Below are 25391 nucleotides of genomic sequence, written 5' to 3' on the forward strand. Positions count from 1 at the left end.
GGCCAGAAGTGGCCGGGGCCGCCGAAGCAAGCTGCGGACCGCCGAGCGGCCATCTTGTCCTCCCGACGCAGGAAGTCGGCCTGGCCGACTTCCTGCGCTTAGGGGCGGGTGGTGGCTTGGGTGCGGCAGTGGGTGACGGCGTATTTGAGGCGGGTGTCGGGGTTGGGGGTGCTGGTGAGGAGTTCGCCGGCGGTGACGAGGGTGGTCCAGTACAGGGTGGGGTTGCCGGTGCGGGGGAGGGGTCGAGCGGCGGCGAGGGAGAGGTAGGCGGCGGTGAGGTTGCCGGTGGTGAACCAGCGGTGGAGGCCGTGGTGGTGGCCGGGTCGGATGCCGCCCATGGCGTCGATCGCGGTCAGGAAGAGGTCGACGACGGCGAGTTCGGTGTCCGTGAGGGAGGCCGGGACGTCGCTGGGAGTCGGGGGAGGTCAGGTCCCCCCGCCCGGTGTACGTTCGAGCCCTTGAGGCTGTCACCAAACTTTCCGTGGACCGCCTCGGCTTCGAATCACCACAGCTACCGTCGAGGGTCAGCATGGACGGTACGGGAGGCCATGACATGACCAGCGATGAACCGGATCTGCCCGTGCAGGCCGCACCCGCTCCCGCGGGTGAGGACTACTCGGGGATCTGGATCAGCCATTACGAGTTCTTCAGCAGCAGCCGGGAGAACACGTTCACCGGCCTGCACCACGTCATCCTGTCCCAGCGCGGGAACCGGATCACCGGCCGGTCGCTCCCCGGCGCGTCGTCCAATCCCGACTCACCGCTGTCGTTCGATCTCACCGTCGATCGGAACGTCGTGACGGGCTCATGGGTGGAACAGACCGCACAGGACGGCTACTACCAGGGAGCCAGGTACCACGGCGCCCTTCAGCTGCTGGTCGATCCGACCGGGCGCCGGATGGCAGGCAAGTGGGTCGGCTTCGGCAAGGAGTTCGACATCAACACCGGGCCCTGGGAACTGCGCCTACTGGACAAGTCCACGGCCGACGGCGTGTTGAGCCGCTACAGCATGCCGCCGGAGGCGTAGCACGCCTCACCGCACTGGCGCAGCGAGCCCCGCACCGACCACACCCGAGACGGACAGGACGGAAAAAGGCCGCCGGGTGGGACGGGATGCGTGGGAAGTCGGCGGGGCCGACTTCCCACGCAAGGGTGGGGGGCGTACTTGCTGCGGGGCCCGGGCCTCACACGAATGACTCGCACTCCGTGTAGTCGTTGTGCTACTTTCCGCATCATCAACAGAACATAGGAGACCCCGGCGGTGGTGACACACCCCGGGGTCGGGCACCAGGAGCAGGACTCCAGATGCAGATTCATCGTAGCGCGCACGTGCGCGCATTCACCGTGCTTCCGAACGGCCTGTTGCAGGACCGGCGGCTGAGTTACACCGCCCGGGGCCTCCTCGCCGACCTCCTCTCCCGTCCGGACGGTTGGCGGGAGGACGGGCGGCAGATGGCGGACAGCAGTCCGCAGGGGCGGGGTGCCGTCCGACGGGCGCTCAAAGAACTGAAGGACGCCGGGTACTACCGGGTCGACAGGGTCCGGATGGCCGACGGAACGGTCCGGTCCGAGGCCCATGTCTTCGACACCCCGCAGCCCGAACCGGCTGTCCCCCGCCCGGCCTCCGGTGGTCGAGGGACCGGCATCACTGTCACCCCTCCCGTAAAGGACCCGGGGCAAGAACCCACCCTCCCGGATGAACGGACGCGGGCTGCCGTGGCCACGCTGTTCCGGGTGATCCGGCCCGAACCCCGTCTGCGCCTCGGCGAGGCCGAGGCGCGAACGCTGGCTCCGCTCGTCGCGCAGTGGCTGGAACGAGGCTGCGACGAAGCCGGGTTGGCCCACGCCCTGCTCCCCGGGCTGCCCCAGCCGATGCACTCCCCCACGGCGATCCTCCGGGACCGGCTGCGGCGCAAGCTGCCGCCGGAACGCCCCGAAGCGCCCCCGCCGACGCCGTACACCGAGTGCGGCCGCTGCCACGATCCGGTGCCCCGGCCGGGAATCTGCCGCGCCTGCGCGGGCCTCGGCGCGAGAACCGTCGCCGTCGGCACGGGAGCCCCCGCCACCCCCGGCGGCGTCGCCCGGGCCCGCTCGGCCCTGCGCGGGCGGCACGAACCGCTCATCGCGGCGGGCAGCGGCTGACCGCCGCACGCCCTGCGCCGGTTCAGCGCTCCACGGCCCCTCCCCCGGTTGCGGTCCCGCTACGGGCGGGCGCCGGGGCCGGGGCCGGCGAACAGCTCCCCGAACGCCCGTCGGTCGCCGCTCCTCCATCGGGCCCGCTGTGACGGTTGCACGCTCCCACCTGTCCGCACGGGCCGCCGGGTTCCCACCGGAGTACGGCAAAGGCCCCGACGAACCCGGTGGTTCGTCAGGGCCCTCGTCAGCCGGTCAGGACGGTCAGGCCGGTCAGGCCGTCAGGCGCACTTGATGTCGCGGTTCACCACGGCCATCCCGGCGACCTTCGCGCCATCCACGGTGAACTCGTACTGCCAGCCCTGCTGGCCCTCGACCGGCAGCACGTACTTGCCACTCTTGTCCTGCTGGAGGCCCTTGGCGCCGTACGCCTGCTGGAGCGCCTCCAGGGTGGAGCCGGCGCCGATGCCCTCGGCCGTCTTCGCCTCCGCCGGGGCGGCCAGCTCGCGCAGGCCCGCCTCCGCGAAGGAGACCCGGCCGGTGGTCAGGTACGCCTTGTCCTTGGCCTCCTGTGCCACCCTCAGGTCGACCAGGGCCATCGTCGAGTCGGCGATCAGCTTGGCGGCGGCGGCCGAGTCCTTGGCCCCGGCGGCCGAGCCCGCGGCGGCGGCCGCCGCGTCCTTGGCAGAGGCGTTCGGCGGCAGGGTGCCCGCCGGGGCGGGCGCCTTGCCGCTGGCCGCGTCGGCCTTGGCGCTGAGGTCCTTGTAGCGGGCCTCGGTGGCCGCCTCGGCGGCCATCCGGGCCTGGTCCGGTGCCGGGCCGCCCTTGTAGACGAAGTCCGTGCAGCCGCCGAGCAGCGAGACCGGTGACGGCTCCAGGGCGCCGGTGGCCAGCCCGGCCTCCTTGGCCATGCCCGGCTTGAGCCCCTGGTACCCAGCCGCCGCGAAGGCCTCCGGGCCCTTCGTCGTCGGCGCCGCCGAGGGTGCCGCAGCGGCGCCCTCGGCCTTCGCCGAGTCCTTCTTGTCGTCGGACGAACAGGCCGTCGCTGAGGCGGCCAGCAGTACTACCGAGATGCCCACGCCCACCGCGCGGACCGTGGCCCGGTTCTTCCCCATGTCACAAACCCCCACGTGATCTTTCAAGGGTCACCGTACCGAGAGTGCGGCCACGATCCACAACCGGTTTCTCAGGCGCAGTAGGTGTTGTGCTTCACCAGGGCGAGCCCGGCGACCTTGCCGTCGGCCACGGTGAACTCGTAGAACCAGTCCGGGCCGCCGCTGCCGCTCTCGGCCGGGAGTTCGTACGTGCCGCCCTTGGTCGGCTTGAGCTCCTTGCCCTCGTAGGCGCGCTTGAGCTCCTCCTCCGTCGAACCCGCGCCGACGCCCTCGGCGGTGCGGGCGTCCGCGGGCGCCACCACCTGGCGCAGGCCCTCGGTGCCGAAGTTGACCCGGCCGGTGGCCCTGAGGGCCTCGTCCCGGGCCTTGCGGGCGGGCGTGACGAGGTCCAGGTCCTTCTGGAGCTCGGCGAACTCCTTCTGGTCGGCGGCATCCTGCTGGAGCTGCTCCTGGAGGCGCGCGCTGTGCTCCTGCAGTTCCTTCAGCGAGGCCCCGGCCGCCAGCGGCGGGAGCGTCTTCCGCTTCGCCCTCATCTCGTCCATCCTGGCCAGCGCCTTGCCGGCCTTCGCGTGGACCTCCGCCTCGTTCGCCATCCGGACCGGATCCGGCGCCGGGCCGCCCTTGTACGCGTAGTCGGTGCAGCCGTTCAGCACCGAGACCGGCGACGGCTCCAGGGCCCCGGCGGCGAGCACCTCGTCCTTGGTCATCGACAGCTGCAGTCCCCGGTAGCCGTTCGCGCCGAACGGCTGCGGCGGCGTGGCGGCCGCCGCGCTCGCACCGGCCTTCCCCGCGCCGCCCCCGCCGCCCCCGCCGCCCTCGCAGGCCGCCGCCCCGGCCACGACCAGAGCCATCGTCAGTACGGCCACCGCCGCACGGGTGTTGCGGATCGTCCCCACGGTGATCCCCCCTTCGTCGATCGCACACGGTAGCGAACGTGCGGGCACGATCCACAATCGATTTCCACCCGTGGGGAAGGGGCCCCCGTCCGAGGACGCGGGCCCCCTTCGCGCGTGCCGGTCAGTCGACCGGGGGCCGGGCGGCGAGGCCGCGGGTGTAGTGGGCGGCGGCGAGGACCGAGGCCATCAGCTCGGAGTCGAGCACGGAGGCGTCGGCCAGCCGGGTGGCCGACGCGTGCGAGGCGAGCAGCGTCTTGGTGACCCGCAGGGCGGCCTCGGGGCGGCGCGTGACGGGCCTGGCCCACTCGTCCACCGCCCCGTCCAGGTCCTGCTCGGGGACGACCCGCTGCAGGATGGCGAGCTCCCGTGCCTCCACCGCGCCGACCGGCCGGCCGGTGAGGATGATCTCCCGGACCCGGGCCGCGCCGACCTCGTGGAGCAGGCGGGGCAGCAGCCCGCCCCAGGCGACGGGCAGGCCCAGGGCCAGCTCGGGCAGCCGGAAGACGGCGTTGTCGGCGCCGACCCGCAGGTCACAGGCGAGCGCCAGGGCGAAGCCAGCGCCGGTCGCCCGGCCCTGGACCCGTGCGACGGTCACGGCGGGGCTGTTGGTGAGGGCGTCGCAGACCCTGCGCGCCCTGTCCCCGTAGCTGCGTATCCGGCCGCCGGTCGGGTCCTCGTCCAGGCCCGCGAAGAGTTCCTCGCGGTCGCCGCCGAGGCAGAAGTCCCGGCCCGCAGCGGACAGCACGATCACCCGCACGGCCGGGTCGGGCACGGCGAGGAGGGCGAGGAGTTCGTCCAGCATGGCGGAGGTGACGGCGTTCCCGGTCTCCGGGCTGTCCAGCTCGACGTGGAGCACCGCTCCCCGGAGCTCGGAACGGACCGTACGGACCGGCGCGGGCCCGGGTGCCGGCTCGGAGGCCGGCTCGGGTGCCGAAGCGGGGCCCAAAGCGGGTGCCGGCTCGGGTGCCAAAGCGGAGGCCGGCTCGGGCTGGGCGTACCAGCCGGTGGGCGCCGGGGGGTTCGCCGGGTACGGGGGCCGCATCGCGTACGGGTGGTACTGGGGAGCCTGCGAGGAGACGTTCATGCGGCCACTCTCAGGGACGTCACCCGGTGGAAGACCATCCGGGGCGCGTGCTCCGGCGGGCTCACCGCCCGCAGCGTCGGGAAGCGCTCCAGCAGCTGGCCGAGCAGGGCGCGCGCCTCCAGCCGGGCCAGGCCCGCGCCGAGGCAGTAGTGGGCGCCGCCGCCGAAGGTGAGGTGGGTGCCCCGGCGGAGCGGGTCGAAGGTGTGCGGGTCCGGGTTGCGGCGCGGATCGCGGTTGGCCGCGCCGTACATCACGTGGACCATGGTGTCCTTGGGGAGGAACGTCCCGGCCAGCACGGTGTCCTCGCCCGCGACGCGGCTGTTGACGCGGATCGGCGGGTCGTAGCGCAGCGCCTCGTCGATCGCCTCGTCGATGTGCTCGGGCCGCTCCCGCAGCCACTCCCACCGGCCCGGCGACTGCAGCAGCTGCCACACCAGCGAGGAGAGCAGCGTCGCCGTGGTCTCCAGCGAGGCGATGGTGACGAACATGGTGAGCTGGTAGACCATCCGGTCGGTGGCCTCGCGGTCGGACTCCAGCCCGTCCCAGGTGCGGATCCAGCCGGCGATCACGTCGTCGCCGTCGTTCTCGCGGCGTTCCCGGACGAGGCGGGTGAAGTACTCGCGCAGGTCCATGGTGGCCTGCTCGGAGACCGCCAGCTGGCTCTTGGTGGGCAGCAGTTCCTGGGCGTGCACCTGGTTGTGGGTCATCGTCAGGATGTGCGGGTAGTCCGCGGGCGCGATGCCCAGCCAGCGACCGACGGTGCCGATCGGCAGCTGCTCGCCGACCACGGTGGCGAAGTCCGCCTCGCCGTCCGTCCGTATTCGCTCGGCCAGGCGGTCGAGCAGCCCCGTGACGTCGGCCTCGATCTCCGGCGCCATGTCCCGCAGCGTGTTCCGGTCGAAGAGGCTCCCGAGGCTGCGCCGCTGCCGGGTGTGCTCGGGGGCGTTGAGCCGGGAGAGGGTGCGGCTCATCTCCTGGGTGGCGACGGCCTCCCAGCGCTCCGTCCCGGTCTGCCGCTCCTGCCAGGCGAAGTCGGGGACGAGCCAGGTCCTGCCGCGCAGGACCTGGTCGCACGCCTCGTAGCCGGTGACCAGGTAGCCGCCCCAGGGCGCCGGGACGAGGTCCCCGAGCGCCCGCAGCCCGTCGTAGACCGGGCTCGGATCGGCGAGCCCCTCGGCCGACCGCAGCCTCCGCAGCAGCGGGACGGCGGCACGGCGGTCGACCCTGCCGTCAGGGTGCTCCGACTCCGCGGGGCGGGCTTCCAACATGGCGGTCACACGGGCTCCTTCAACACGCGGGCGGGCAGTACGGCGGCGTACTACCCAGCAACAGCGCGCTCAAGCGTCGATCCGTGTTGCCCACGTCACGTACTGCACCGCCGTCGCACGCCGTTCACCTCGCGGTGACCGGGCGGCTTCCGGCGGCGCGTCGGACCGGGATCCCCGGGGCCCCGGACGCCCGGGGCCCTGAATCGGGCCCCGGATCGGGCCCGGGATCAGACCCGAAATCGGGCCCGGGACCGGACCCGGATTTCAGACCCGGAAGACGTCCAGGAAGGAGCTCCACCAGCCCTTCTTCTGCGGCGCCCGGGCGGGCGCGGCGGCGGTGGGCTGCGGGTACGCCTGCGCCTGCTCGGAGCCGGCCGGCGAGGGGGCCGGGGCGGGGTCCGCGACCGGCCGCGCGGTGCGGGCGGCCACCGGACTGAACCGCACCGGCAGCGAGACCAGGCCGCGCTGGAACGGGCCCGGCCGCCACTCCACGCGCTCCGCGGGAACCGCGAGCGTGACGTCCGGGAGCGCGTTGAGCAGGCACTCGATGGCGCTCAGGGCGATCAGCTGGGCCGGGGACTTGGCCGGGCAGGCGTGCGGGCCGGCGCCCCAGGCCAGGTGGGCCCCCTTGCTGAGGGTCAGCCGGGCGTCAGTGAGCGCGGGGTCGCTGTTGGCGGCGGCGAAGCTGATCACCACCGGGCTGCCGGCGTCCATCGGGACGCCGCCCAGATTGAGGTCCTGCATCGGGTAGTGCGTCGCGTAGTTGGCGATCGGCGGGTTGTTCCACAGCACGTCGTCGAGGGCGTCCTCGATGCGCAGTCCGGAGCCGCCCTCGCCGGACAGCAGCAGGAGCAGCGCGTTGCCGATCAGGTTGCGCTCGGGCTCGACGCCGGCGCCCATCAGCATGACCAGCTGGTCCTTGAGCTCCTCGTCCCGCAGGCCGGCCGGGTGCTGGATGAGCCAGGAGGTGATGTCGTCGCCCGGCTGGCGGCGCTTCAGCGCGACCAGGTCCATCAGGCAGGAGGTCAGCTCCTCGTTGGCCTGGATCACGTCGAGGCCGTCGAAGAGCGCGGACATGCTGCGGGTCAGCCGGTCGCCGATGTCGGCCGGGCAGCCGAACAGCTGGTTGAACAGCAGCAGCGGCAGCAGCTTGGCGTAGTCGTTCAGCAGGTCGGCCCGGCCCAGCGCGCTGAACTGGTCGATCAGGTAGCCGGCGATCCGCTCGACGTGCCGGTTGAGCCGGTTGTCGTTGAGCCGGTCCAGGCTCTCGGTGACGGCCTTGCGCAGCCGTAGGTGCTCGGCGCCGTCCGTGAAGAGGCAGTTGGGCCGGTAGAACATCATCGGCAGGACGGGGCTGTCCATCGGCACCCGGCCCTCGTTGAGCGCCGCCCAGCGCCGCGAGTCCCGGGCGAACATCCCCGGGTTCTGCAGCACCCGCAGGGCGGCCTCGTGCGAGGTGACCAGGGTGGCGTCCACCCCGGGGGCCAACTCCACCGGCGCGGCGGGACCGTGGGCGCGCAGCTTGTCGTAGACCGCGTCGGGGTCGGCCGAGAACATCTCCCCGTAGAGCGGCGTGCTCACGCCGACGTGCATCGGGCAGCCCGGCGGAGGCGACTGCGGGACGGGTCGCTGCAGAGATTCCATGGGTCGTTCCTTGGGGGGTGGCCCCGGGCGGGTGCGGACCCGGGAGACGTGAGGGAAGGGAGGCGTGGGGGAGGTCAGGAGGCGCGTTCGAGCAGGTGCCGGACGAGCGTCAGCAGGGCGTCGGCCGAGGACCGCTGGTCCCGCGCGTCGCAGAACACCACCGGCGTGTGCGGCAGCAGGTCGAGCGCCTCGCGGAGCTGGTCCTCGGTGTAGTCGCTCTGCCGGTCGAAGCTGTTGACCGCCACCGCGTACTCCAGGCCGTACTGCTCGATCAGGTCGATGACGGGGAAGGTGTCCGCGAGGCGGGTCGGGTCGGCCAGCAGCAGGGCGCCCAGCGCCCCCCGCGCCATGTCCTCCCAGAGCTGCATGAACCGCTGCTGTCCCGGCGTGCCGAACAGGTACAGCACCAGGTCGTCGCCGAGGGTCAGCCGGCCGAAGTCCAGGGCGACGGTCGTGGTCTTCTTGTCCGGTACGCCACGGAGGTCGTCGACGCGGATGGACGCCTGCGTCATGCTCTCCTCGGTGCTCAGCGGGGCGATCTCCGACAGCGCCCCGATGAGCGTGGTCTTGCCGACCGCGAAGTGCCCCACGACCAGGATCTTGACAGCGGTCGTCACCGCGCCGGGGACGTAGATGTCCTCAGGCGAACCGGCGTTGAAGTCCATGCAGTACCTTCTCTAGAAGTCTCGGGTCCGGGGCCTGGGCCGGGGGCGGGGCCGACCGGCGCAGCAGCCGTCCCTCCCGGATCAGGTCCGTCAGCAGCAGCCTCACGACCCCGACCGGCAGCTCCAGCCGGGCCGCGACCTCGGCCACCGAGAGGTAGCCGCCGGAGCACAGCTCCCAGATCGCCCGGGTTTCGGGGCTCGGCAGGGCGGGGAGGTCCTGCTCGGGCGCGACGGTGACCAAGGTGATCAGAGACAGGTCGTCCGCATTCGGTAATTCGCGTCCACCGGTGATGACGTAGGAGCGGATGAAGCCGCCGGTGACCCGCTGTTCCTCGCCGCCGGCCGTCATGAGCCGCTGAGCGTGCTCTGGCGCGGCGCCGCCGACATCGCCCGTCCGAGCGCGCCCACCTGCTGCTGCATCCGGAAGGACATCGCCTCCATGTCGACGTCGGGGGCGGTGGAGGCGGCCAGGTACGCGCCGCTGCCGGCCGCGATCAGGAAGATCCAGCCGTGGTCGTACTCCAGCAGGGTCTGGCGCCAGAGCCCGCCGCCTCCGCCGACGAACGGGGCGACCGCGCGGCTCAGCGACTGCATCGAGCTCATCGCGGCGGCGTTGGTCTCCGCCTCGTCGCGTCCGATCTCGCTGGAGCGTTCGAGCAGGAGGCCGTCGGCGGAGACGAGGATGGCGTGCCGGGCGCCGGGTACCTGGAGTACGTCGTTGAGCACCCAGGAAAGATCACGGCTCACTGGATCTCGGTTCCTTCCGTGGTCATGGTGTTGCGCCCGGACAGCGTGCCGCGCTGGAACGCGCCGAGGCGGGACGGCGTGTGCTGGCCGGTGCTCCGCACCGGCTCCTCGGCCCGACCGGGGTCCAGCGGGTTGGGGACGACCGACACGGGGCGCTGGCGGCGGCGCCGGGGCAGCAGTCCGTCCGCGGTGGTCTCCGGTCCCGCCGTCGCCGCGTACGGCGCCGGCACCGGGGCCAGGGGCGCCGCCGGCTCGGAGAGCGACACCAGCCGCTGGCCGGCTCCCGGCGCCCAGGACTGCGCGGGCTGCTCCACCGGCGCGGCCTGGGCCTGGTAGTCGGTGTAGTCGGTGTGCTCGGCGACGGGCGGGGCCGCGACCTCGCTGCTGAGCAGCTCGGCGGGCAGCAGCACCACGGCGCGCACACCCCCGTACGGGGAGACCGAGTCGACGGAGACCCGGAAGCCGTAGCGGGCGGCCAGCATGCCGGAGACGGCGAAGCCGAACTTCGGGGGGTTGCCCAGGCTGGTGAGGCCGATCGGCGCGCCCGGGTTGAGGAGCAGTGCCGCGCGGTCCTTCTCCTCCTGGCCCATGCCGAGGCCGGCGTCGTCGATGATCAGGCAGACGCCGGTGGGGACGGCCTGGACGCTGACCTCCACCGGGGTGTCCGGGGCGGAGTAGTTGGTCGCGTTGGCGAGCAGCTCGGACAGCACCACGGCGACCGGCTCGACGACCTTGCTGGCGAGCGAGACGCTGACCCGGGAGTGGATCCGCACCCGGTCGAAGTGCCGGATCCGGCCCTGGGCGCTGCGGACCACGTCGTAGACCGAGGCGACGCTCTCGCGGCGGCCCAGCCAGCCGCCGCAGAGCACCGCGATGCCCTGGGCGCGCCGGCCGAACTGGCTGTTCGTGTGGTCGATCGTCATCAGGTCGGCGAGGATCTGCGGGCTGTCGCCGTACTTCCGCTGCACCTTGTCGATGACGACCTGCTGCTCGTCGGCCAGGCCCTGGAGCGTCCGCATCGCCGACTTGAGGACGGCCTTGGTGTCCTCCTCGGCGTCCCGGCGGACGGCGGTCAGCTCGGACGCGTGCTGGCCCTGCAGGTGGTCGTGCAGCGCGGCGAGCTCGTCGCTCCGGCGCTGTGCCAGGGCGCTCGTCTCCTCCAGGGAGGCGTTGCGCCGCCGCAGGGCGAGGTTCGTCCTGCGGGCCTGGAGGGCCGCTCCGACGGCTGCGAGCATCACCACGATGAAGACCCAGAAAAAGGGTTCCTGCACAAATGACGTCATGAAACTCTCTTCAGGTGGCATCGCGTGGAGCCGGTCCGGGCCCCGAAACGCGAATGGGACTGGCGGCCCGAACCTCCCCGAAAGGCACCTGATGTCACATCACATCGAAGTGCATTCCGGCACGAGACCTGCGGCGACGCCTATCGCGGAGTCAGCCTACTGCAACTCATGCCATGTCAGAACAGATACCAAAAAGGGCAGTTGGGGCGAAATTCCACGACTTGCTGGGAACTCTGACAAGAAATGACGGCATTCGTGACGCCGCGTTAACCACAGGGACACGTCCCGACCACACTTCGATTCGCGCGCAGGGTGATTGCGCCGTCACGCCCCGGAATCGACGGCCCTCCGGACACGGCGGCCGCGCATGCGGAAGGGGCCCGCGTCCGTGGACGCGGGCCCCTCCGGTGCAGCCGTCCGTCAGCGCATCGAACCGGTGCGCAGCAGGGTGCGGATGACGCGCATCGCGACCGAGAGGCTGGACAGCTCGTAGTTGTCCGAACCCCTTATGTCGTCGAGGGTGCTCTTGGCGCGGTTCAGCAGGGTCGAGTTGAGCTCGGCCCAGGCGGTGTACCGCTCCTCCGGGGTGGCGCCCTCGGCGCCGCAGGCCAGGACGTCGGCGGTCAGCGCCGCGTGCGCCGCGAAGAGGTCCTCGCGGATCGCGGCCCGGGCCATCGACGACCAGCGGTCGGTGCGGGGCAGCTCGATGATGCGGTCGAGCAGGTGCGAGATCTGGAGCCGGTCGCCCAGGTCGTAGTAGAGGTCGGCGACCTCGGCGACGTCCTTGCCGGAGCGGTCCGCGACCTCGGCGACGTCCAGGGTCGGGAAGACCGAGGAGAGGCCGGCGATCCGGGTGGCCAGCTCCTCCGGCACCCCGGCCGCGGCGAGCTCGCCGTACACGGACTCGAACCAGGTCAGGTCCTCGCCGCGCAGCGGCTTGGGCAGCGAGGCCCAGACCTGGTTGACGCGGTCGTGGAAGAACTCGATGGTGCCGGCGATGTCGAGCGGCTGGCGGCGGTTGTTGAGCATCCACCGGGTGGCGCGCTCGACCAGGCGCCGCGAGTGCAGGCGCATCTTGGTCTGCACCCGGGCCGGGACCTTGTTGTCCAGGTCCTCGATCTCGGCCCAGATCGGCTCCAGGTCGAAGACGGCCCGCGCGGCGGTGTGCGTCCGGGCGATCTCCTCGTAGGTCGCGCCGGTCTCCTCCTTCAGGCGGAAGGCGAAGGTGCAGCCACCGCGGTTGATCGTGTCGTTGACGATCAGCGTGGTGATGATCTCGCGGCGCAGCGCGTGGTTGTCGATCGCGTCGGCGAACTTCGCCCGCAGCGCGCTCGGGAAGTACTCGTGCAGCGCGCTGCGGAAGAACGGGTCGTCCGGCAGCTCGGTGGCCAGCAGCTCCTCGGCCAGGATGATCTTGGTGTACGCGAGCAGGACGGACATCTCGGGCTGCGAGAGGCCGCGGCCGTTCTGCTGGCGCTCACGGATCTGGCGCTCGGTGGGCAGGAACTCCAGGCCGCGGTCCAGCTGGCCGGCCGACTCGAAGCGGCTGATCATCCGGGCGTGCACGTTGACCATGCTGTGCGCCTGGGCGACGGCGTTGGCCAGCACGACGTTCTGCGCGTAGTTGTTGCGCAGCACCAGGTGGCCGACCTCGCCGGTCATCTCGGCCAGCAGGACGTTGCGCTGCTTGACCGTCATGTCGCCCTCGGCGACGACCTGGTTGAGCAGGATCTTGATGTTGACCTCGTGGTCCGAGGTGTCCACACCGGCGGAGTTGTCGATCGCGTCGGTGTCGATCCAGCCGCCGGTGCCCTCCGGGCCGCCGGTGGCCGCGTACTCGATGCGGCCGAGCTGGGTGCAGCCGAGGTTGCCGCCCTCGCCGATGACCCGGGCGCGGACCTGCTCGCCGTTGACCCGGATGGCGTCGTTGGACTTGTCGCCGACCTCGGCGTTGGTCTCGCTGGACGCCTTGACGTAGGTGCCGATGCCGCCGTTCCAGAACAGGTCGACCGGGGCCTGGAGGACCGCCCGCATCAGCTCGGCCGGGGTCAGCTTGGCCGCCTCGACGCCGAGCGCGGCCCGGACCTGCGGGGTCAGCTGGATCGCCTTGGCCGACCGGGGGTACACCCCGCCGCCGGCCGAGATCAGCGACTTGTCGTAGTCGTCCCAGGAGCTGCGCGGCAGCTCGAACAGCCGGCGGCGCTCGGCGTACGAGGAGGCCGCGTCCGGGTTCGGGTCCAGGAAGATGTGGCGGTGGTCGAAGGCGGCGACCAGGCGGATGTGCTCGCTGAGCAGCATGCCGTTGCCGAAGACGTCGCCGGACATGTCGCCGATGCCGATGACGGTGAAGTCCTCGGTCTGGGTGTCGACGCCGAGCTCGCGGAAGTTGCGCTTGACCGACTCCCAGGCGCCGCGGGCGGTGATGCCCATGCCCTTGTGGTCGTAGCCGGCCGAGCCGCCGGAGGCGAACGCGTCGCCCAGCCAGAAGCCGTAGGACTCGGCGACGCCGTTGGCGATGTCCGAGAAGGTCGCGGTGCCCTTGTCGGCGGCGACGACCAGGTAGGTGTCGTCCTCGTCGTGGCGGACCACGTCGGCCGGGTGCACGACCTCGCCGCCGACCAGGTTGTCGGTGATGTCGAGCAGCGCCGAGATGAAGGTCTTGTACGAGGAGACGCCCTCGGCCAGCCAGGCGTCGCGGTCGACCGTCGGGTCCGGCAGCTGCTTGGCGACGAAGCCGCCCTTGGCGCCGACCGGGACGATGACGGTGTTCTTGACCATCTGAGCCTTGACCAGGCCCAGGATCTCGGTGCGGAAGTCCTCGCGCCGGTCGGACCAGCGCAGGCCGCCGCGGGCGACCTTGCCGAAGCGCAGGTGGACGCCCTCGACCTGCGGCGAGTAGACCCAGATCTCGAACGCCGGACGCGGGGCCGGCAGGTCCGGGATGGCCTTCGGGTCGAACTTCATCGACACGTAGGAGTGCCACTCGCCGGAGGCGGTGCGCTGGAAGAAGTTGGTCCGCAGGGTGGCCCTGATGAGGTTCAGGAAGGAGCGCAGGATGCGGTCCTCGTCCAGCGAGACGACCTCGTCGAGGGCGCCGGACAGCTCCTCCAGGATGCCCTCGGTCAGTTCCAGGGCGCCCGAACGGTGGCTCGGGCTCAGCCGGGCCTCGAACAGGTTGACCAGCAGGCGGGTGGTGTGGGTGTTGTTGCGGAGCGCGTCCTCCATGTAGTCCTGGGAGAACGTGGAGCCCGCCTGGCGCAGGTACTTGGCGTACGTGCGCAGCATCATCGCCTGGCGCCAGGTCAGCCCGGCGGTCAGCACCAGCTCGTTGAAGCCGTCGTTCTCGGCCTTGCCGGTCCAGGTGGCGGCGAAGGTCTCCTGGAAGCGCTCGCGGGCCTCGTCGGTGAGCTCGGTGGCCTCGCGCAGCTTCAGGCCGAAGTCGTAGACCCACGCGGTGGTGCCGTCGGAGCGGCGCAGCGCGTACGGGTGCTCGTCCAGCACCTCGACGCCCAGGCGCTGGAGCACCGGCAGGACCTCGGTGAGCGAGATCGGGCCGCCGACCCGGTAGATCTTGAAGCGGCGCTCGTCGTCGCCGGCGCCGACCGGCTGGTACAGGTTGAGGCGGAAGTCGCCCTCGCCGTGCAGCGACTCGATCTGCTTGATGTCGGCGACGGCGGTGCGCGGCGGGAAGTCGGCGCGGTAGCCGTCGGGGAAGGCGTTGGCGTACTTGTGGCCGAGTTCGGCCGCCTTCTCCTCGCCCAGCTCGGTGTGCAGCTGGTCGTGGAAGCCGTCCATCCAGAACCGCGCGGCCTCGGCCAGCCGGTTCTCGATCCGCTCGATGTCCGTGTCGGAGAGGTGCGGCAGCTCGGTGCCCGGGGCGACCCGGACCACGAAGTGCAGGCGGGTCAGCACCGACTCGGTGGCGTACACCGTGTAGTCGATGGTGGCGCCGTTCAGCTCCTCCTTGAGGATGTCGGTGATCAGCAGCCGGATGCGCGTGGTGTAGCGGTCGCGCGGCAGGTAGATGAACGCCGAGAAGTAGCGCCCGTACTCGTCCTGGCGCAGGAACAGCCGCAGCTTGCGGCGCTCCTGGAGGTAGAGCACGCTCGTCGCGATGGAGAGCAGCTCGGAGGCCGGGGTCTGGAAGATCTCGTCCCGCGGGAAGGTCTCCATGATCTGGAGCAGGTCGCGGCCGTCGTGGCTCTCGCTGGAGAAGCCGGACTCCTCCAGCACCTCCTGGACCTTGCGGCGCACGACCGGGATGCGGGTGACCGACTCGGTGTAGGCGGCGGAGGAGAACAGGCCGAGGAAGCGGCGCTCGCCGATCGGCTCGCCGGCGGCGTTGAACTTCTTCACGCCGACGTAGTCCAGGTAGGACGGGCGGTGCACGGTGGCCCGGCTGTTGGCCTTGGTCAGGACGAGGAGCTTCTTCTCGTGGGCCTTGGCGCGCACCGGCGCGGAGAGCCGGCCGAAGGCCTCGCTGACCGCGTGGTGGGCGTCGTCGTGGCTGTGCGGGTCGGCGCGCAGGATGCCGAGGCCGGTCCCGGCGACGGCCTTGAGGACCTCCTCGCCCTCGTGCTCGACCAGGTCGTACTCGCGGTAGCCGAGGAAGGTGAAGTGGTCGTCGGCGAGCCAGCGCATCAGCTCCCAGGCCTCGCCGACCTCCTGCTCGGGCAGGCCGGCCGGGGGCTCCTCGGCCAGCTCGTCGGCCAGGCGCAGCGCGCTCTCGCGCATCTTGCCCCAGTCCTCGACGACCTCGCGGACGTCGCCGAGCACGCGGCGCAGGTCGGCCTCGATGGAGCGCAGGTCCTCGCGGTCGGTCTCGCGGTCGACCTCGATGTGCATCCACGACTCGACGGTCGCGTCGGCCGGCCAGTCGGTGCCGGCGGCCTGGCTGCGGGAGCAGGCGTCGACGTCCAGGATCTCCAGCAGCTTGCCGGTGATGTCACGGCGGACGACCAGCTGGGGGTGGATCACGATGTGGATCGCGCGGTCCTGGCGGGACAGCTCGTTGGTGACGGAGTCGACCAGGAAGGGCATGTCGTCGGTGACGACCTCGACCACGGTGTGGCCGCAGGACCAGCCGTTCTCCTCGACCGAGGGGGTGTGGACCCGCACCTCGGCGGTGCCCTGCGGGCGCTTGAGGCCCAGCCGGTAGTGGGAGGCGGCCGCGCCGTAGACGTCGACCGGGTCGCGGTCGACCAGGTCCTCGGGCGCGGTGTGGAGGTAGTAGTGGTGCAGGTACGCGGTCAGAGCGCCATTGCTCAGACCTTCCCCCGGCGCCGCTCCCCCCACCTGGCTGTTCTCAGCGGCTGCGGCTGCCTTCTTGAGCAGTTCGGCCTTGGCTGCGTCCAGCTTGGTCTGCATGACTTCTTGGCTCCTGTCGCGCGCCGTTGCGTGACTCGGTGGTGTGTGGATGTACACCGACGGGTCACCGCAATCCTGCCGCACCATCCGACTGAAAGGGGCTCATGGCGCGCATGAAACGTCCTCCCAGCGGGTAGGACGACTCATTCGTCCTGCAGCCACCCGACGACGCCAGCCAGCCTAACCGGATCAATCGAAGGTGGACAGGGACAGGTAGGCGCAAACCCGCAGGAAGTCGGGTCCGTCCTGGACAGCATGTCCAAACCGGAGTCCGGTGTTCACTCTCAGCCCATGTGCGGGTAGCCGTGGTGCGTCGGCGGGACGAAGGACTCCTTGATCGACCGTGCGGAGGTCCAGCGGAGCAGGTTCTGCGCGGCGCCCGCCTTGTCGTTGGTGCCGGAGGCCCGGCCGCCGCCGAAGGGCTGCTGGCCGACGACGGCCCCGGTCGGCTTGTCGTTGATGTAGAAGTTCCCGGCCGTGAAGCGCAGCTCCTCGACGGCCTGGGCGATGGCGTAACGATCCTGCGCGATCACCGAGCCGGTCAGGCCGTACGGGGCGCCCTCGTCGACCCGGCGGAGCACGTCGTCCCAGCGGGAGTCCTCGTAGACGTGGACGGCGAGGATCGGGCCGAAGTACTCGGTCCGGAAGATCTCGCCCCGGTGGTCGGAGGAGACCAGCACGGTCGGCCGGACGAACCATCCGATCGCGTCGTCGTACTGTCCGCCGGCCGCCAGTTCGATCGTCGGATCGGCCTTCGCCCGGTCGATGGCGTCCCGGTTCCGCTCGAAGGCGCGCCGGTCGATGAGGGCGCCCATGAAATTGGACAGGTCGGTCACGTCGCCCACCGCGAGCGCGTCCACCTCGGCCAGGAAGTCGTCCTTGATCCGCTGCCAGAGGCTGCGCGGCAGGTAGGCGCGGGAGAGCGCCGAGCACTTCTGGCCCTGGTACTCGAAGGCGCCGCGGATCAGCGCGGTCCTGAGGATCTCCGGGTCGGCCGAGCGGTGGGCCAGCAGGAAGTCCTTGCCGCCGGTCTCGCCGACGATCCTCGGGTACGTGCGGTAGCCGCCGATGTTGGCGCCGATGGTCTGCCACAGGTACTGGAAGGTGGCGGTGGAGCCGGTGAAGTGCAGCCCGGCGAGCGCCGGGTCGGCCAGCGCCACCGGGGAGACCTGGAGGCCGTCGCCGGTCACCAGGTTGATCACCCCGGGCGGCAGGCCGGCCGCCTCCAGCAGCCGCATCAGGTGGTGGGCGGCCAGGGTCTGGGTCGGCGCGGGCTTCCAGACCACGGTGTTGCCCAGCAGCGCCGGGGCGGTGGGCAGGTTGCCGGCGATCGCGGTGAAGTTGAACGGGGTGACCGCGTAGACGAAACCTTCCAGCGGGCGGTGGTCGGTGCGGTTCCACACGCCGGGCGAGGAGGCCGGCTGGTCGGCCAGGATCTGCCGGGCGAAGTGGACGTTGAACCGCCAGAAGTCGATCAGCTCGCAGGCGGAGTCGATCTCCGCCTGCTGAGCGGTCTTGGACTGGCCGAGCATGGTGGCCGCGTTGAGCGTCTCCCGCCAGGGGCCGGCGAGCAGGTCGGCGGCGCGCAGGAAGACCGCCGCGCGGTCGTCGAAGGAGAGCGAGCGCCACTGCCGCCCGGCGGCCAGCGCCGCGTCCACCGCCGCCCGGGCGTCCTCCCGGGTGGCGTTGCCGAGCACGCCCAGCTTGGCGGCGTGGTGGTGCGGCTGGACGACCTCGATCCGCTCGCCGCCGCCGAAGCGCTGCTCGCCGCCGATGACCATCGGCAGCGGGACCTGCTCGGCGGCCAGCTCGTCCAGCCGCCGGACCAGCCGGCCCCGCTCCGGGCTGCCGGGCGCGTACGCGTGCACCGGCTCGTTGACCGGCACCGGGACCTCGGTGACTGCGTCGATGGGCATGGTGGCTCCGTCCTGGCGGCTGGTCGGGTGTGACACCAGCCTGACCAGCCGGGGCGCGATCCGCCCGTTCAGACACGCGGACGGCGGACGTGGCGCCCGCCACGTCCGCCCGCTTCCCGGGGCCCGCGGTCCGGGACGGGACGGCGGCAGGGCCCGCGGTCCGGGACGGGACGGCGGCAGGGCCCGCGGTCCGGCCCGGGACTGCGGGAGGGCCCGCGGTCCGGCCGGGGACGGCAGGGCCCGGCGTTCAGCCCGCGATCCGGCCGGCCAGCTCGACCGCCTCGGCCAGACTGTCCACCACCGGGACGCCGACCGGCTCCAGCTTCTCCCGGGTGTGCGAACCGCCGGTGTAGAGCACCGCGTGGGCGCCCGCGCCGAGCGCCGCCACGGCGTCGTCCGCGGCGTCGCCGATCAGCACCGTACGGGCCGGGTCCACCCGCTCGCCGAGCGCGGCCAGGTGCCGGGTCAGGTGCTCCGCCTTCTGGCCGCCGGACGGGCCGCTGCGGCCGTCCACCCGCAGGAAGCCGCCGGTCAGGCCGAAGGTGTCGACCAGCGGGAGCAGCGCGTCGTGCTCGTACATCGACAGCAGCGACTGGCTGTTCCCGGCCGCCCGCCAGCCGTCCATCAGCTCGCGCACGCCCTCGGTCAGCCCGCAGGAGGCACTGAGCTCCCGGTAGCGGTCGTGGAACGCGTCGTCGAGACTCAGCCACTCCTGCGCGGAGGGCATCCGGCCGAGCAGGCGCTGGTAGAAGCGGGGGATCGGGATCTCGTACTGCTCGCGGTACTCCTGGAGGCTCATCGGCTCGATGCCGACGGTCGCGAACGCGGCATTGCTCGCCCCGAGCACCGCCTCCATGTCGTGGAAGAGCGTGCCGTTCCAGTCCCAAACGATGTGAGTGCGCACAGGGTGAAACGGTAACCCGACCGGGTGACGCGCCGGTAGGACGGACCTCACGCGAGCAGGGCGGGGATCTCCTGGGTCGCGTACCAGAGCAGGTCGTGGTCCTCCGCGCCGTCCACGGTGAACTGGGCGTCCTGGTCGCCCGCGTCGGCCGCGGCCACCGCCGCCACCGCCGCCGCCACGTCCGTGACCACCTCGTCGTCGGCCACGTCGGCGTGCACCGCGGCCGCCTTGGCCAGCCGCACCGGGCCGGCCAGAACCACCCGGCCGAGCGAGGCCTGGTCCTGGTACTCGTCCCCGGGGAAGGGCCGCACCGACGCGTCGGCCACGTCCAGCGCCACCACCACCCGGCGGCACGGGGCCTGCGGGTCGGCGGCCAGCAGCCGCAGCGAGGACTGCGCGGCCCGGTTCAGCGCCGCGTACTCCAGCTCCTCCAGGTCGTCGCTGACGTACCACTCGCGCAGCGCGGGCGTCACGGCGTACGCGGCGGACTGGTCCAGGGCGCCGCCCTCGCGCGCCGCCGCCAGGCCGGTCAGGGTGGTGGGCACGTACACGCGCATCGGTGGCACTCTCCGGTTCGTCCAGCAGGGTTCGTCCAGCGGGGTTCGTCCAGCGGCACCGATCCTCCGGCGCCCCAAGACTCCAGCGCCCCAAGAATAGGCGCCGCCGGACGGCCCGTGATCGCCTCCCATCCCGGCCGGGCCCTCACCGCCGGGGCCGCAGCGCCTCCCGGCCGGTGCGCAGGGCGCTCTCCAGGACCGCGCCGCGGCGAGCCGGGTCCATCATGTTCGGGCCCATCGCCGCGAGGTCCGCCGGGGTCGGCGCGAGCAGCAGCACCCGGACGCCCTCGGCCCGCAGCAGCGCGGCCTCGCGCAGCAGCTGCCGGGTGACGGCGTGGCGGTAGCGGCTCACCAGCTGGGCGAGCACGCCGCGGGGGCGTTCCCGGGCGCGCCACTCGCGCAGGGCGGCCAGGGTGTCGCGGCCGGACGCGAGCCCGCCCCGCCGCCCGGCCCGCCCCGGCCGGGGGTCCAGCCGCAGCGCCATCGGGGCGAGCACGTACACCTCGTCCAGCCCCCGGCCGAGCATCAGGTCGGCGTTGGTGGCGGACCAGCAGCCGCCGTCCACGTACGCCGAGCCGTCCAGCCGCACCGGCACGAACCAGCCGGGGATCGCGCAGGAGGCCATCACGGCGTCGGGCACCGGGACGGCCGGGGCGCCCGGGTCGCCGAAGACGACCCGGCGGCCGCTGCGGTAGTCCACGGCCACCACCCGCAGCGGCGATCCCCCGCCGCCGGGCTCCGGCCGGCCGTCGTCGCCGGCCGGTCCACCGCCGCCGAGCGGTCCGGTGTCGCCGAGCAGGCCTCGCACCAGCTCGCCGACCGGCGCCAGCGAGCCCCGGCCGTGCGGTGCGAGCGCCGAGACCATGGTCAGCAGCGGGTACTCGCGCGGATGCCGGACGGCGTCGCGCAGCAGCCCCGGCGAGCCGATGCCGACCCGCGGGCGGGGCGGCAGCGCACCGCCGACGGCGGTGTCGTAGTCGAAGTCCACCCCGGCCAGCGGGCCCTCGGTGATCGGCAGGCCGCGCTGGTGGTCGCGCAGGTGCTCGGGGCGGACGCCGCCGGCCAGCATCGCGGCGAGGATCGCGCCCGCCGAGGTGCCGAGCAGGACGTCGGCCTCGCCCGGCTGCCGCCCGGTGGCCTCCTCGACGGCGCACAGCGCACCGACCGTCCACGCCGCGCCGAGCATCCCGCCGCCGCCCAGCACCAGGCCGCGCCGGGGACCGCCCGCGGCGGGCCGAGCGGTGCCCGCGGCCGACGCCGCCGCCACCCGTGTCGCCATACCGGCCGCCCCTCGTCGTGGGAGCCCGGCCGTCCGCTCCCGGTCAGGGTCCGATGGTGCGCTCCGGGCCGGTACGGCGCAACGCGGCGGCCGCGCGCCGCCACCCGGTCCGCCCAGTCGGAGCGTCCCCTTTCGGGCCGTACGGTCCGTCCCCGCACGTCAACCGGGCGCCGCCGACCGGCCCGTCCGGCCCGTCGCCGCACTGGCCGGTTCCCCCGGATAGGTGAACTCCAGCGCCTGCCCCCGGCACTCAGGAAACCCGTTGCCGCCCCGCGCCGGACGCCTCCAGCCTGGACCCGTCCGTACCCGCACCACCCAGCCGAGGAGCCACCCCGTGACCGTCCGGTTCACCGCCCGTCCCACCGCCCACCCGGACCGCCGTCCGCGCGACGCCGGCGGCTGCGACCCGGCCGGCCGCCGGCCGCGCCACCCGCGCGCCGCCTGCCCCGCCTCCCCCGGACCCGACTCCCCCGGGCCCGACTCCGGGGCGCTGGCCGCCCGGTTCGCCCACCGGCTGGTCGAGGTGCTCACCGGCGCCCGGCCCTCCGGCCAGCTGATGCGGCACACCAGCCTGGCCGGCTACGGACAGCTCGCCTCGCTGGTACGGGCCGGAGCGCTGCGCCGCGGCGGCCCCGCCGACCGGCCCCGGCTCGGCCCGGTGCACGACCGCTCGCCCGCCCCGGACGCGGTCGAGGCCTGCGTGCGGGTCGACCTCGGCCGGCGCCACCACGTGGTGGCCTTCCGGCTGGAGCAGCGCGGCCCGGCCGGGCAGTGGCAGTGCACCGCCGTGGAGGCCCGGTGAGCGCCCCGCCGCACCCCCGGCGGTACACGACGGCGCAGGGCGCCGTCCCGGTCCGGGAACGGCGCCCTGCGTGGCGTCCTGGCTGGTGTCCGGCGGCCGGCTCAGCCCTTGCGGCGACGGCCCTTGGCCGACTTCGCGGCCTTGCGGCGCTCGGCGCGGGTCAGCCCGTCGCCCTCGTCCTCCGGCGCGAGGTCCTCGAAGTCGCCCTCGATGACACCGCCGCCGACCTCGTCCGAGGGGGCCGTGTAGTGCAGCCGCTGCGGCTTCGGGGCCTCCAGGCCCTTGGCCTTGATCTCCGGGCGGGCGGCGTCCTTCTCCAGCTTGTCGAGCACCACCTGGGCGTCCTCGACCGGGACCTCCTCGACCTGCTGCTCGACCTGGACCTCCAGGTTGAACAGGTAGCCGACGGACTCCTCCTTGATGCCCTCCATCATCGCGGTGAACATGTCGAAGCCCTCGCGCTGGTACTCGATCAGCGGGTCGCGCTGCGCCATGGCCCGCAGGCCGATGCCCTCCTGGAGGTAGTCCATCTCGTAGAGGTGCTCGCGCCAGCGGCGGTCCAGCACCGACAGCACGACCCGGCGCTCCAGCTCGCGCATGATCTCAGCGCCCAGCTGGTCCTCGCGGGCGCCGTACTGGCCCTGGATGTCCTCCTGGATGGACTTGATCAGGAACTCGGGGGTCAGACCGGCCTGGCCGCCGGCCTCCTCCTCCAGCTCCTCCAGGTCCAGGGTGACCGGGTAGAGCTGCTTGAGCGCGGTCCAGAGCTTCTCCAGGTCCCAGTCGTCCTCGAAGCCCTCACCGGTGGCCGCCCGGACGTACGCCTCGACGGTGTCGTCCATGAAGTGGCCGACCTGCTCCTGGAGGTCCTCGCCCTCCAGCACCCGGCGGCGCTCGCCGTAGATGACCTCGCGCTGGCGGTTGAGCACCTCGTCGTACTTGAGGACGTTCTTGCGGATCTCGAAGTTCTGCTGCTCGACCTGGGTCTGCGCGGAGGCGATGGCGCGGGTGACCATCTTGGACTCGATCGGCACGTCCTCCGGGACGTTGGCCATCGAGAGCACGCGCTCGACCATGCCGGCCTTGAACAGGCGCATCAGGTCGTCGCCCAGCGACAGGTAGAAGCGGGACTCGCCCGGGTCGCCCTGACGGCCGGAGCGGCCGCGCAGCTGGTTGTCGATCCGGCGGGACTCGTGCCGCTCGGTGCCGAGGACGTAGAGGCCACCGGCCTCCTTGACCTCGTCCTGCTCGGCCTTGACCGAGGCCTTGGCCTTCTCCAGCGCGGCCGGGAACGCGGCCTCGTACTCCTCCGGGGTGTCCGTCGGGGTCAGCCCGCGCTGCGCCAGCTCGGCCGCCGCGAGGTGGTCGGAGTTGCCGCCGAGCATGATGTCGGTACCACGGCCGGCCATGTTGGTGGCGACGGTGACGGCGCCCTTGCGGCCGGCCTGCGCGACGATCTGCGCCTCGCGCTCGTGGTGCTTGGCGTTCAGCACCTCGTGCGGGATGCCGCGCTTGCGCAGCTCCTGCGACAGGTACTCGGACTTCTCGACCGACACGGTGCCGACCAGCACCGGCTGGCCCTTCTCGTGCTTCTCGGCGATGTCCTCGACCACGGCGGCGAACTTGGCCGGCTCCGACTTGTAGATCAGGTCGGGCTGGTCGATGCGCAGCGGCGTCTTGTTGGTCGGGATCGGCACCACGCCGAGCTTGTAGATCTGGTGGAACTCGGCGGCCTCGGTGGTGCCGGTACCGGTCATGCCCGCGAGCTTGTCGTACAGGCGGAAGAAGTTCTGCAGGGTGATGGTGGCCAGGGTCTGGTTCTCGTTCTGGACCTCCACCCCCTCCTTGGCCTCGATCGCCTGGTGCATGCCCTCGTTGTAGCGGCGGCCGGCCAGGATGCGGCCGGTGTGCTCGTCGACGATCATGACCTCGCCGTTCATCACGACGTAGTCCTTGTCCCGCTTGTACAGCTCCTTCGCCTTGATGGCGTTGTTCAGGAAGCCGACCAGCGGGGTGTTCACCGACTCGTAGAGGTTGTCGATGCCCAGGTAGTCCTCGACCCGGCTGACACCCTCCTCCAGGATGCCGACGGTGCGCTTCTTCTCGTCGACCTCGTAGTCGCGGTCGACCTTCAGGCGCTGCACCAGCTTGGCGAAGTCGGCGTACCACTTGGTCGCCTGGTCGGCCGGGCCGGAGATGATCAGCGGGGTGCGGGCCTCGTCGATCAGGATCGAGTCGACCTCGTCGACGACCGCGAAGTAGTGGCCGCGCTGGACGAGTTCGTCCTGCGACCAGGCCATGTTGTCGCGCAGGTAGTCGAAGCCGAACTCGTTGTTCGTGCCGTACGTGATGTCCATCCCGTACTGGCGCTTGCGCTCGACGGGCGTCATGCTGCCCAGGATCACGCCGACCTCGAGGCCGAGGAAGCGGTGCACCCGCCCCATCCACTCCGAGTCGCGCTCGGCGAGGTAGTCGTTGACCGTGATCAGGTGGACGCCCTTGCCGGTCAGCGCGTTCAGGTACGCGGGCAGGGTGCCGACGAGGGTCTTGCCCTCACCGGTGCGCATCTCGGCGACGTACCCGTAGTGCAGGGCGGCGCCGCCCATCAGCTGGACGTCGTAGTGCCGCTGGCCGAGCACGCGCTTGGCGGCCTCGCGGACGGTGGCGAACGCCTCGGGGAGGATGTCGTCCAGGCTCTCGCCGTCGACGAGCCGCTGCTTGTACTCGTCGGTCAGTGCGCGCAGCTCGGCGTCGGTGAGGTTGACGAAGTCCTCTTCGATGGAGTTGACCTGGGCAGCAATCCGCTGCAGCTTGCGAAGGATCTTGCCCTCGCCGGCGCGCAGGATCTTGTCGAAGACGGACACGTGAGCGGGCTCCTTGCCTGTATTGGCACTGGACGACTGCACGGCGGGTCACCCCACCGCACGGGCCATCGTATGCGAGGAGTCCAACCCCCCGGGAGGTGCGTCAGCACGGTATTCCCGTGTCACCCCCGCGGGCACATGGCCCGATAGCACCGCCCACCGGGGCAAAACGGTCGGCGAGCCCTGGAATCGGCCTCCTGGCGGGCGGGCGGACCGGCGGGATATTCGGATGCCCGGCCGCCTCACCCGGCGAAATAATCCGTTCATGGAAGAAACCAGCACCGAACCGGTCGTCCTGACCACCGAGCGGCTCGTCCTGCGGGCCCCGCAGGAATCCGACGTCGACGCCGTCTTCGCGGCGTGCCAGGATCCGGAGATCCAGCGCTGGACCGTCGTTCCGTCTCCGTACCGGCGCGAGGACGCGGAGTTCTTCGTGCGCGATCTCGCCATCGAGGGCTGGCGCACCGGAGCGAACCGGATCTGGTGCGTGTTCGAGCGCGAGTCCGGCGCCCTGGTCGGGTCCCAGGGGCTCGTCCTGCGCGCCCACGACCCGGGCTCCGCCGAGATCGGCTGGTGGGCGGTGAAGGAGTTCCGCGGCCGCGGCTACACCACCGAGGCCGCCCGCGCCGTCTCCCTCTTCGGCCTGCGCGAGCTCGGCCTGCGCCGCCTGGAGTGGCAGGCCTACGTCGGCAACGAGGGCTCCCGCGCGGTCGCCGCGAAGGCCGGCTACCGCTTCGAGGGCACCCTGCGCTCGTACGCCGAGCAGCGCGGCGTCTTCCACGACGCCTGGATCGCCTCCCTGCTGCCCTCCGACCTGGCCTGAGGCCTCGGCGCCGGCCCGGGCCCGCGAGGCCCGCGGGCCCGGGC

Annotated in this window: 19 protein-coding genes and 1 pseudogene; 4 read left to right on the plus strand and 16 right to left on the minus strand. The window is 72.2% G+C overall.

The features are described from left to right. Positions 1–98: 98 nt before the first annotated feature. Positions 99–338, minus strand: coding sequence for a hypothetical protein (locus ACFVHV_RS36140; RefSeq protein ID WP_380357151.1), 240 nt, complete (start codon positions 336–338; stop codon positions 99–101). A gap of 65 nt (positions 339–403) precedes the next feature. Here ACFVHV_RS36140 and ACFVHV_RS36145 point away from each other — a divergent pair. Further along, positions 404–1027 (plus strand): annotated as a pseudogene (locus tag ACFVHV_RS36145) (XRE family transcriptional regulator); the annotation flags it as partial. Positions 1028–1716: 689 nt separating this feature from the next. Continuing rightward, positions 1717–2142 carry a hypothetical protein gene (locus ACFVHV_RS36150; RefSeq protein ID WP_380357153.1) on the plus strand — a complete coding sequence of 142 codons (426 nt, stop codon included), beginning with the start codon at positions 1717–1719 and terminating at the stop codon, positions 2140–2142. Positions 2143–2414: 272 nt separating this feature from the next. On the opposite strand, the gene ACFVHV_RS36155 is transcribed toward ACFVHV_RS36150, so the two are convergent. The 14 genes from ACFVHV_RS36155 to ACFVHV_RS36220 form a co-directional block, all read right to left on the minus strand. Then, complete coding sequence (locus tag ACFVHV_RS36155) at positions 2415–3248, minus strand: hypothetical protein (protein WP_380357156.1); 834 nt, start codon at positions 3246–3248, stop codon at positions 2415–2417. 71 nt (positions 3249–3319) lie between these two features. Further along, a complete protein-coding gene (locus ACFVHV_RS36160; RefSeq protein ID WP_380357159.1) occupies positions 3320–4144 on the minus strand; it encodes a hypothetical protein in 825 nt (274 codons plus the stop codon). Between the two features lie 121 nt (positions 4145–4265). Then, on the minus strand, positions 4266–5228 hold the full coding sequence (locus tag ACFVHV_RS36165; RefSeq protein WP_380357161.1) for an enoyl-CoA hydratase-related protein: 963 nt from the start codon (positions 5226–5228) through the stop codon (positions 4266–4268). After that, positions 5225–6496, minus strand: coding sequence for a cytochrome P450 (locus ACFVHV_RS36170; RefSeq protein ID WP_359908582.1), 1272 nt, complete (start codon positions 6494–6496; stop codon positions 5225–5227). Before ACFVHV_RS36170 ends, ACFVHV_RS36165 begins: the two co-directional genes overlap by 4 nt. Before the next feature lie 264 nt (positions 6497–6760). Next, on the minus strand, positions 6761–8140 hold the full coding sequence (locus ACFVHV_RS36175) for a cytochrome P450 (protein WP_359908518.1): 1380 nt from the start codon (positions 8138–8140) through the stop codon (positions 6761–6763). Positions 8141–8214: 74 nt separating this feature from the next. Beyond that, complete coding sequence (locus ACFVHV_RS36180; RefSeq protein ID WP_359908521.1) at positions 8215–8805, minus strand: ATP/GTP-binding protein; 591 nt, start codon at positions 8803–8805, stop codon at positions 8215–8217. After that, positions 8780–9154, minus strand: coding sequence for a DUF742 domain-containing protein (locus ACFVHV_RS36185; protein ID WP_359908523.1), 375 nt, complete (start codon positions 9152–9154; stop codon positions 8780–8782). Before ACFVHV_RS36185 ends, ACFVHV_RS36180 begins: the two co-directional genes overlap by 26 nt. After that, a complete protein-coding gene (locus ACFVHV_RS36190) occupies positions 9151–9552 on the minus strand; it encodes a roadblock/LC7 domain-containing protein (RefSeq protein ID WP_359908526.1) in 402 nt (133 codons plus the stop codon). The genes ACFVHV_RS36185 and ACFVHV_RS36190 overlap by 4 nt, the downstream gene beginning before the upstream one ends. After that, the gene (locus ACFVHV_RS36195) at positions 9549–10835 is read right to left on the minus strand and encodes an ATP-binding protein (RefSeq protein WP_359908529.1); all 1287 of its coding nucleotides are present in this window, start codon (positions 10833–10835) and stop codon (positions 9549–9551) included. Before ACFVHV_RS36195 ends, ACFVHV_RS36190 begins: the two co-directional genes overlap by 4 nt. 420 nt (positions 10836–11255) lie before the next feature. Next, on the minus strand, positions 11256–16202 hold the full coding sequence (locus tag ACFVHV_RS36200; protein ID WP_380357164.1) for an NAD-glutamate dehydrogenase: 4947 nt from the start codon (positions 16200–16202) through the stop codon (positions 11256–11258). Positions 16203–16486: 284 nt separating this feature from the next. Continuing rightward, positions 16487–18112 carry an L-glutamate gamma-semialdehyde dehydrogenase gene (gene pruA, locus ACFVHV_RS36205; protein WP_380357174.1) on the minus strand — a complete coding sequence of 542 codons (1626 nt, stop codon included), beginning with the start codon at positions 18110–18112 and terminating at the stop codon, positions 16487–16489. Between the two features lie 253 nt (positions 18113–18365). Further along, on the minus strand, positions 18366–19022 hold the full coding sequence (locus ACFVHV_RS36210; protein WP_359908535.1) for an HAD hydrolase-like protein: 657 nt from the start codon (positions 19020–19022) through the stop codon (positions 18366–18368). A 47-nt stretch (positions 19023–19069) separates the two neighbouring features. Then, positions 19070–19579, minus strand: a complete 510-nt coding sequence (locus tag ACFVHV_RS36215; protein ID WP_359908538.1) for a DUF6912 family protein — start codon at positions 19577–19579, stop codon at positions 19070–19072. 145 nt (positions 19580–19724) lie between these two features. Beyond that, positions 19725–20858: a patatin-like phospholipase family protein gene (locus ACFVHV_RS36220; protein WP_359908541.1), complete on the minus strand. Its 1134-nt coding sequence runs from the start codon at positions 20856–20858 to the stop codon at positions 19725–19727. A gap of 334 nt (positions 20859–21192) precedes the next feature. Here ACFVHV_RS36220 and ACFVHV_RS36225 point away from each other — a divergent pair, with 334 nt between their 5' ends. Then, the gene (locus ACFVHV_RS36225) at positions 21193–21660 is read left to right on the plus strand and encodes an Rv3235 family protein (protein ID WP_380357168.1); all 468 of its coding nucleotides are present in this window, start codon (positions 21193–21195) and stop codon (positions 21658–21660) included. 101 nt (positions 21661–21761) lie between these two features. On the opposite strand, the gene secA is transcribed toward ACFVHV_RS36225, so the two are convergent. Continuing rightward, the gene (gene secA, locus ACFVHV_RS36230; protein ID WP_359908546.1) at positions 21762–24524 is read right to left on the minus strand and encodes a preprotein translocase subunit SecA; all 2763 of its coding nucleotides are present in this window, start codon (positions 24522–24524) and stop codon (positions 21762–21764) included. 265 nt (positions 24525–24789) lie between these two features. Here secA and ACFVHV_RS36235 point away from each other — a divergent pair, with 265 nt between their 5' ends. Further along, positions 24790–25347, plus strand: coding sequence for a GNAT family N-acetyltransferase (locus ACFVHV_RS36235; RefSeq protein ID WP_380357171.1), 558 nt, complete (start codon positions 24790–24792; stop codon positions 25345–25347). The last annotated feature ends 44 nt before the right edge of the window (positions 25348–25391 follow it).

Origin of the sequence: Kitasatospora sp. NPDC127116 (assembly GCF_042677365.1) — a bacterium.
Classification (GTDB): domain Bacteria; phylum Actinomycetota; class Actinomycetes; order Streptomycetales; family Streptomycetaceae; genus Kitasatospora; species Kitasatospora lactacystinica.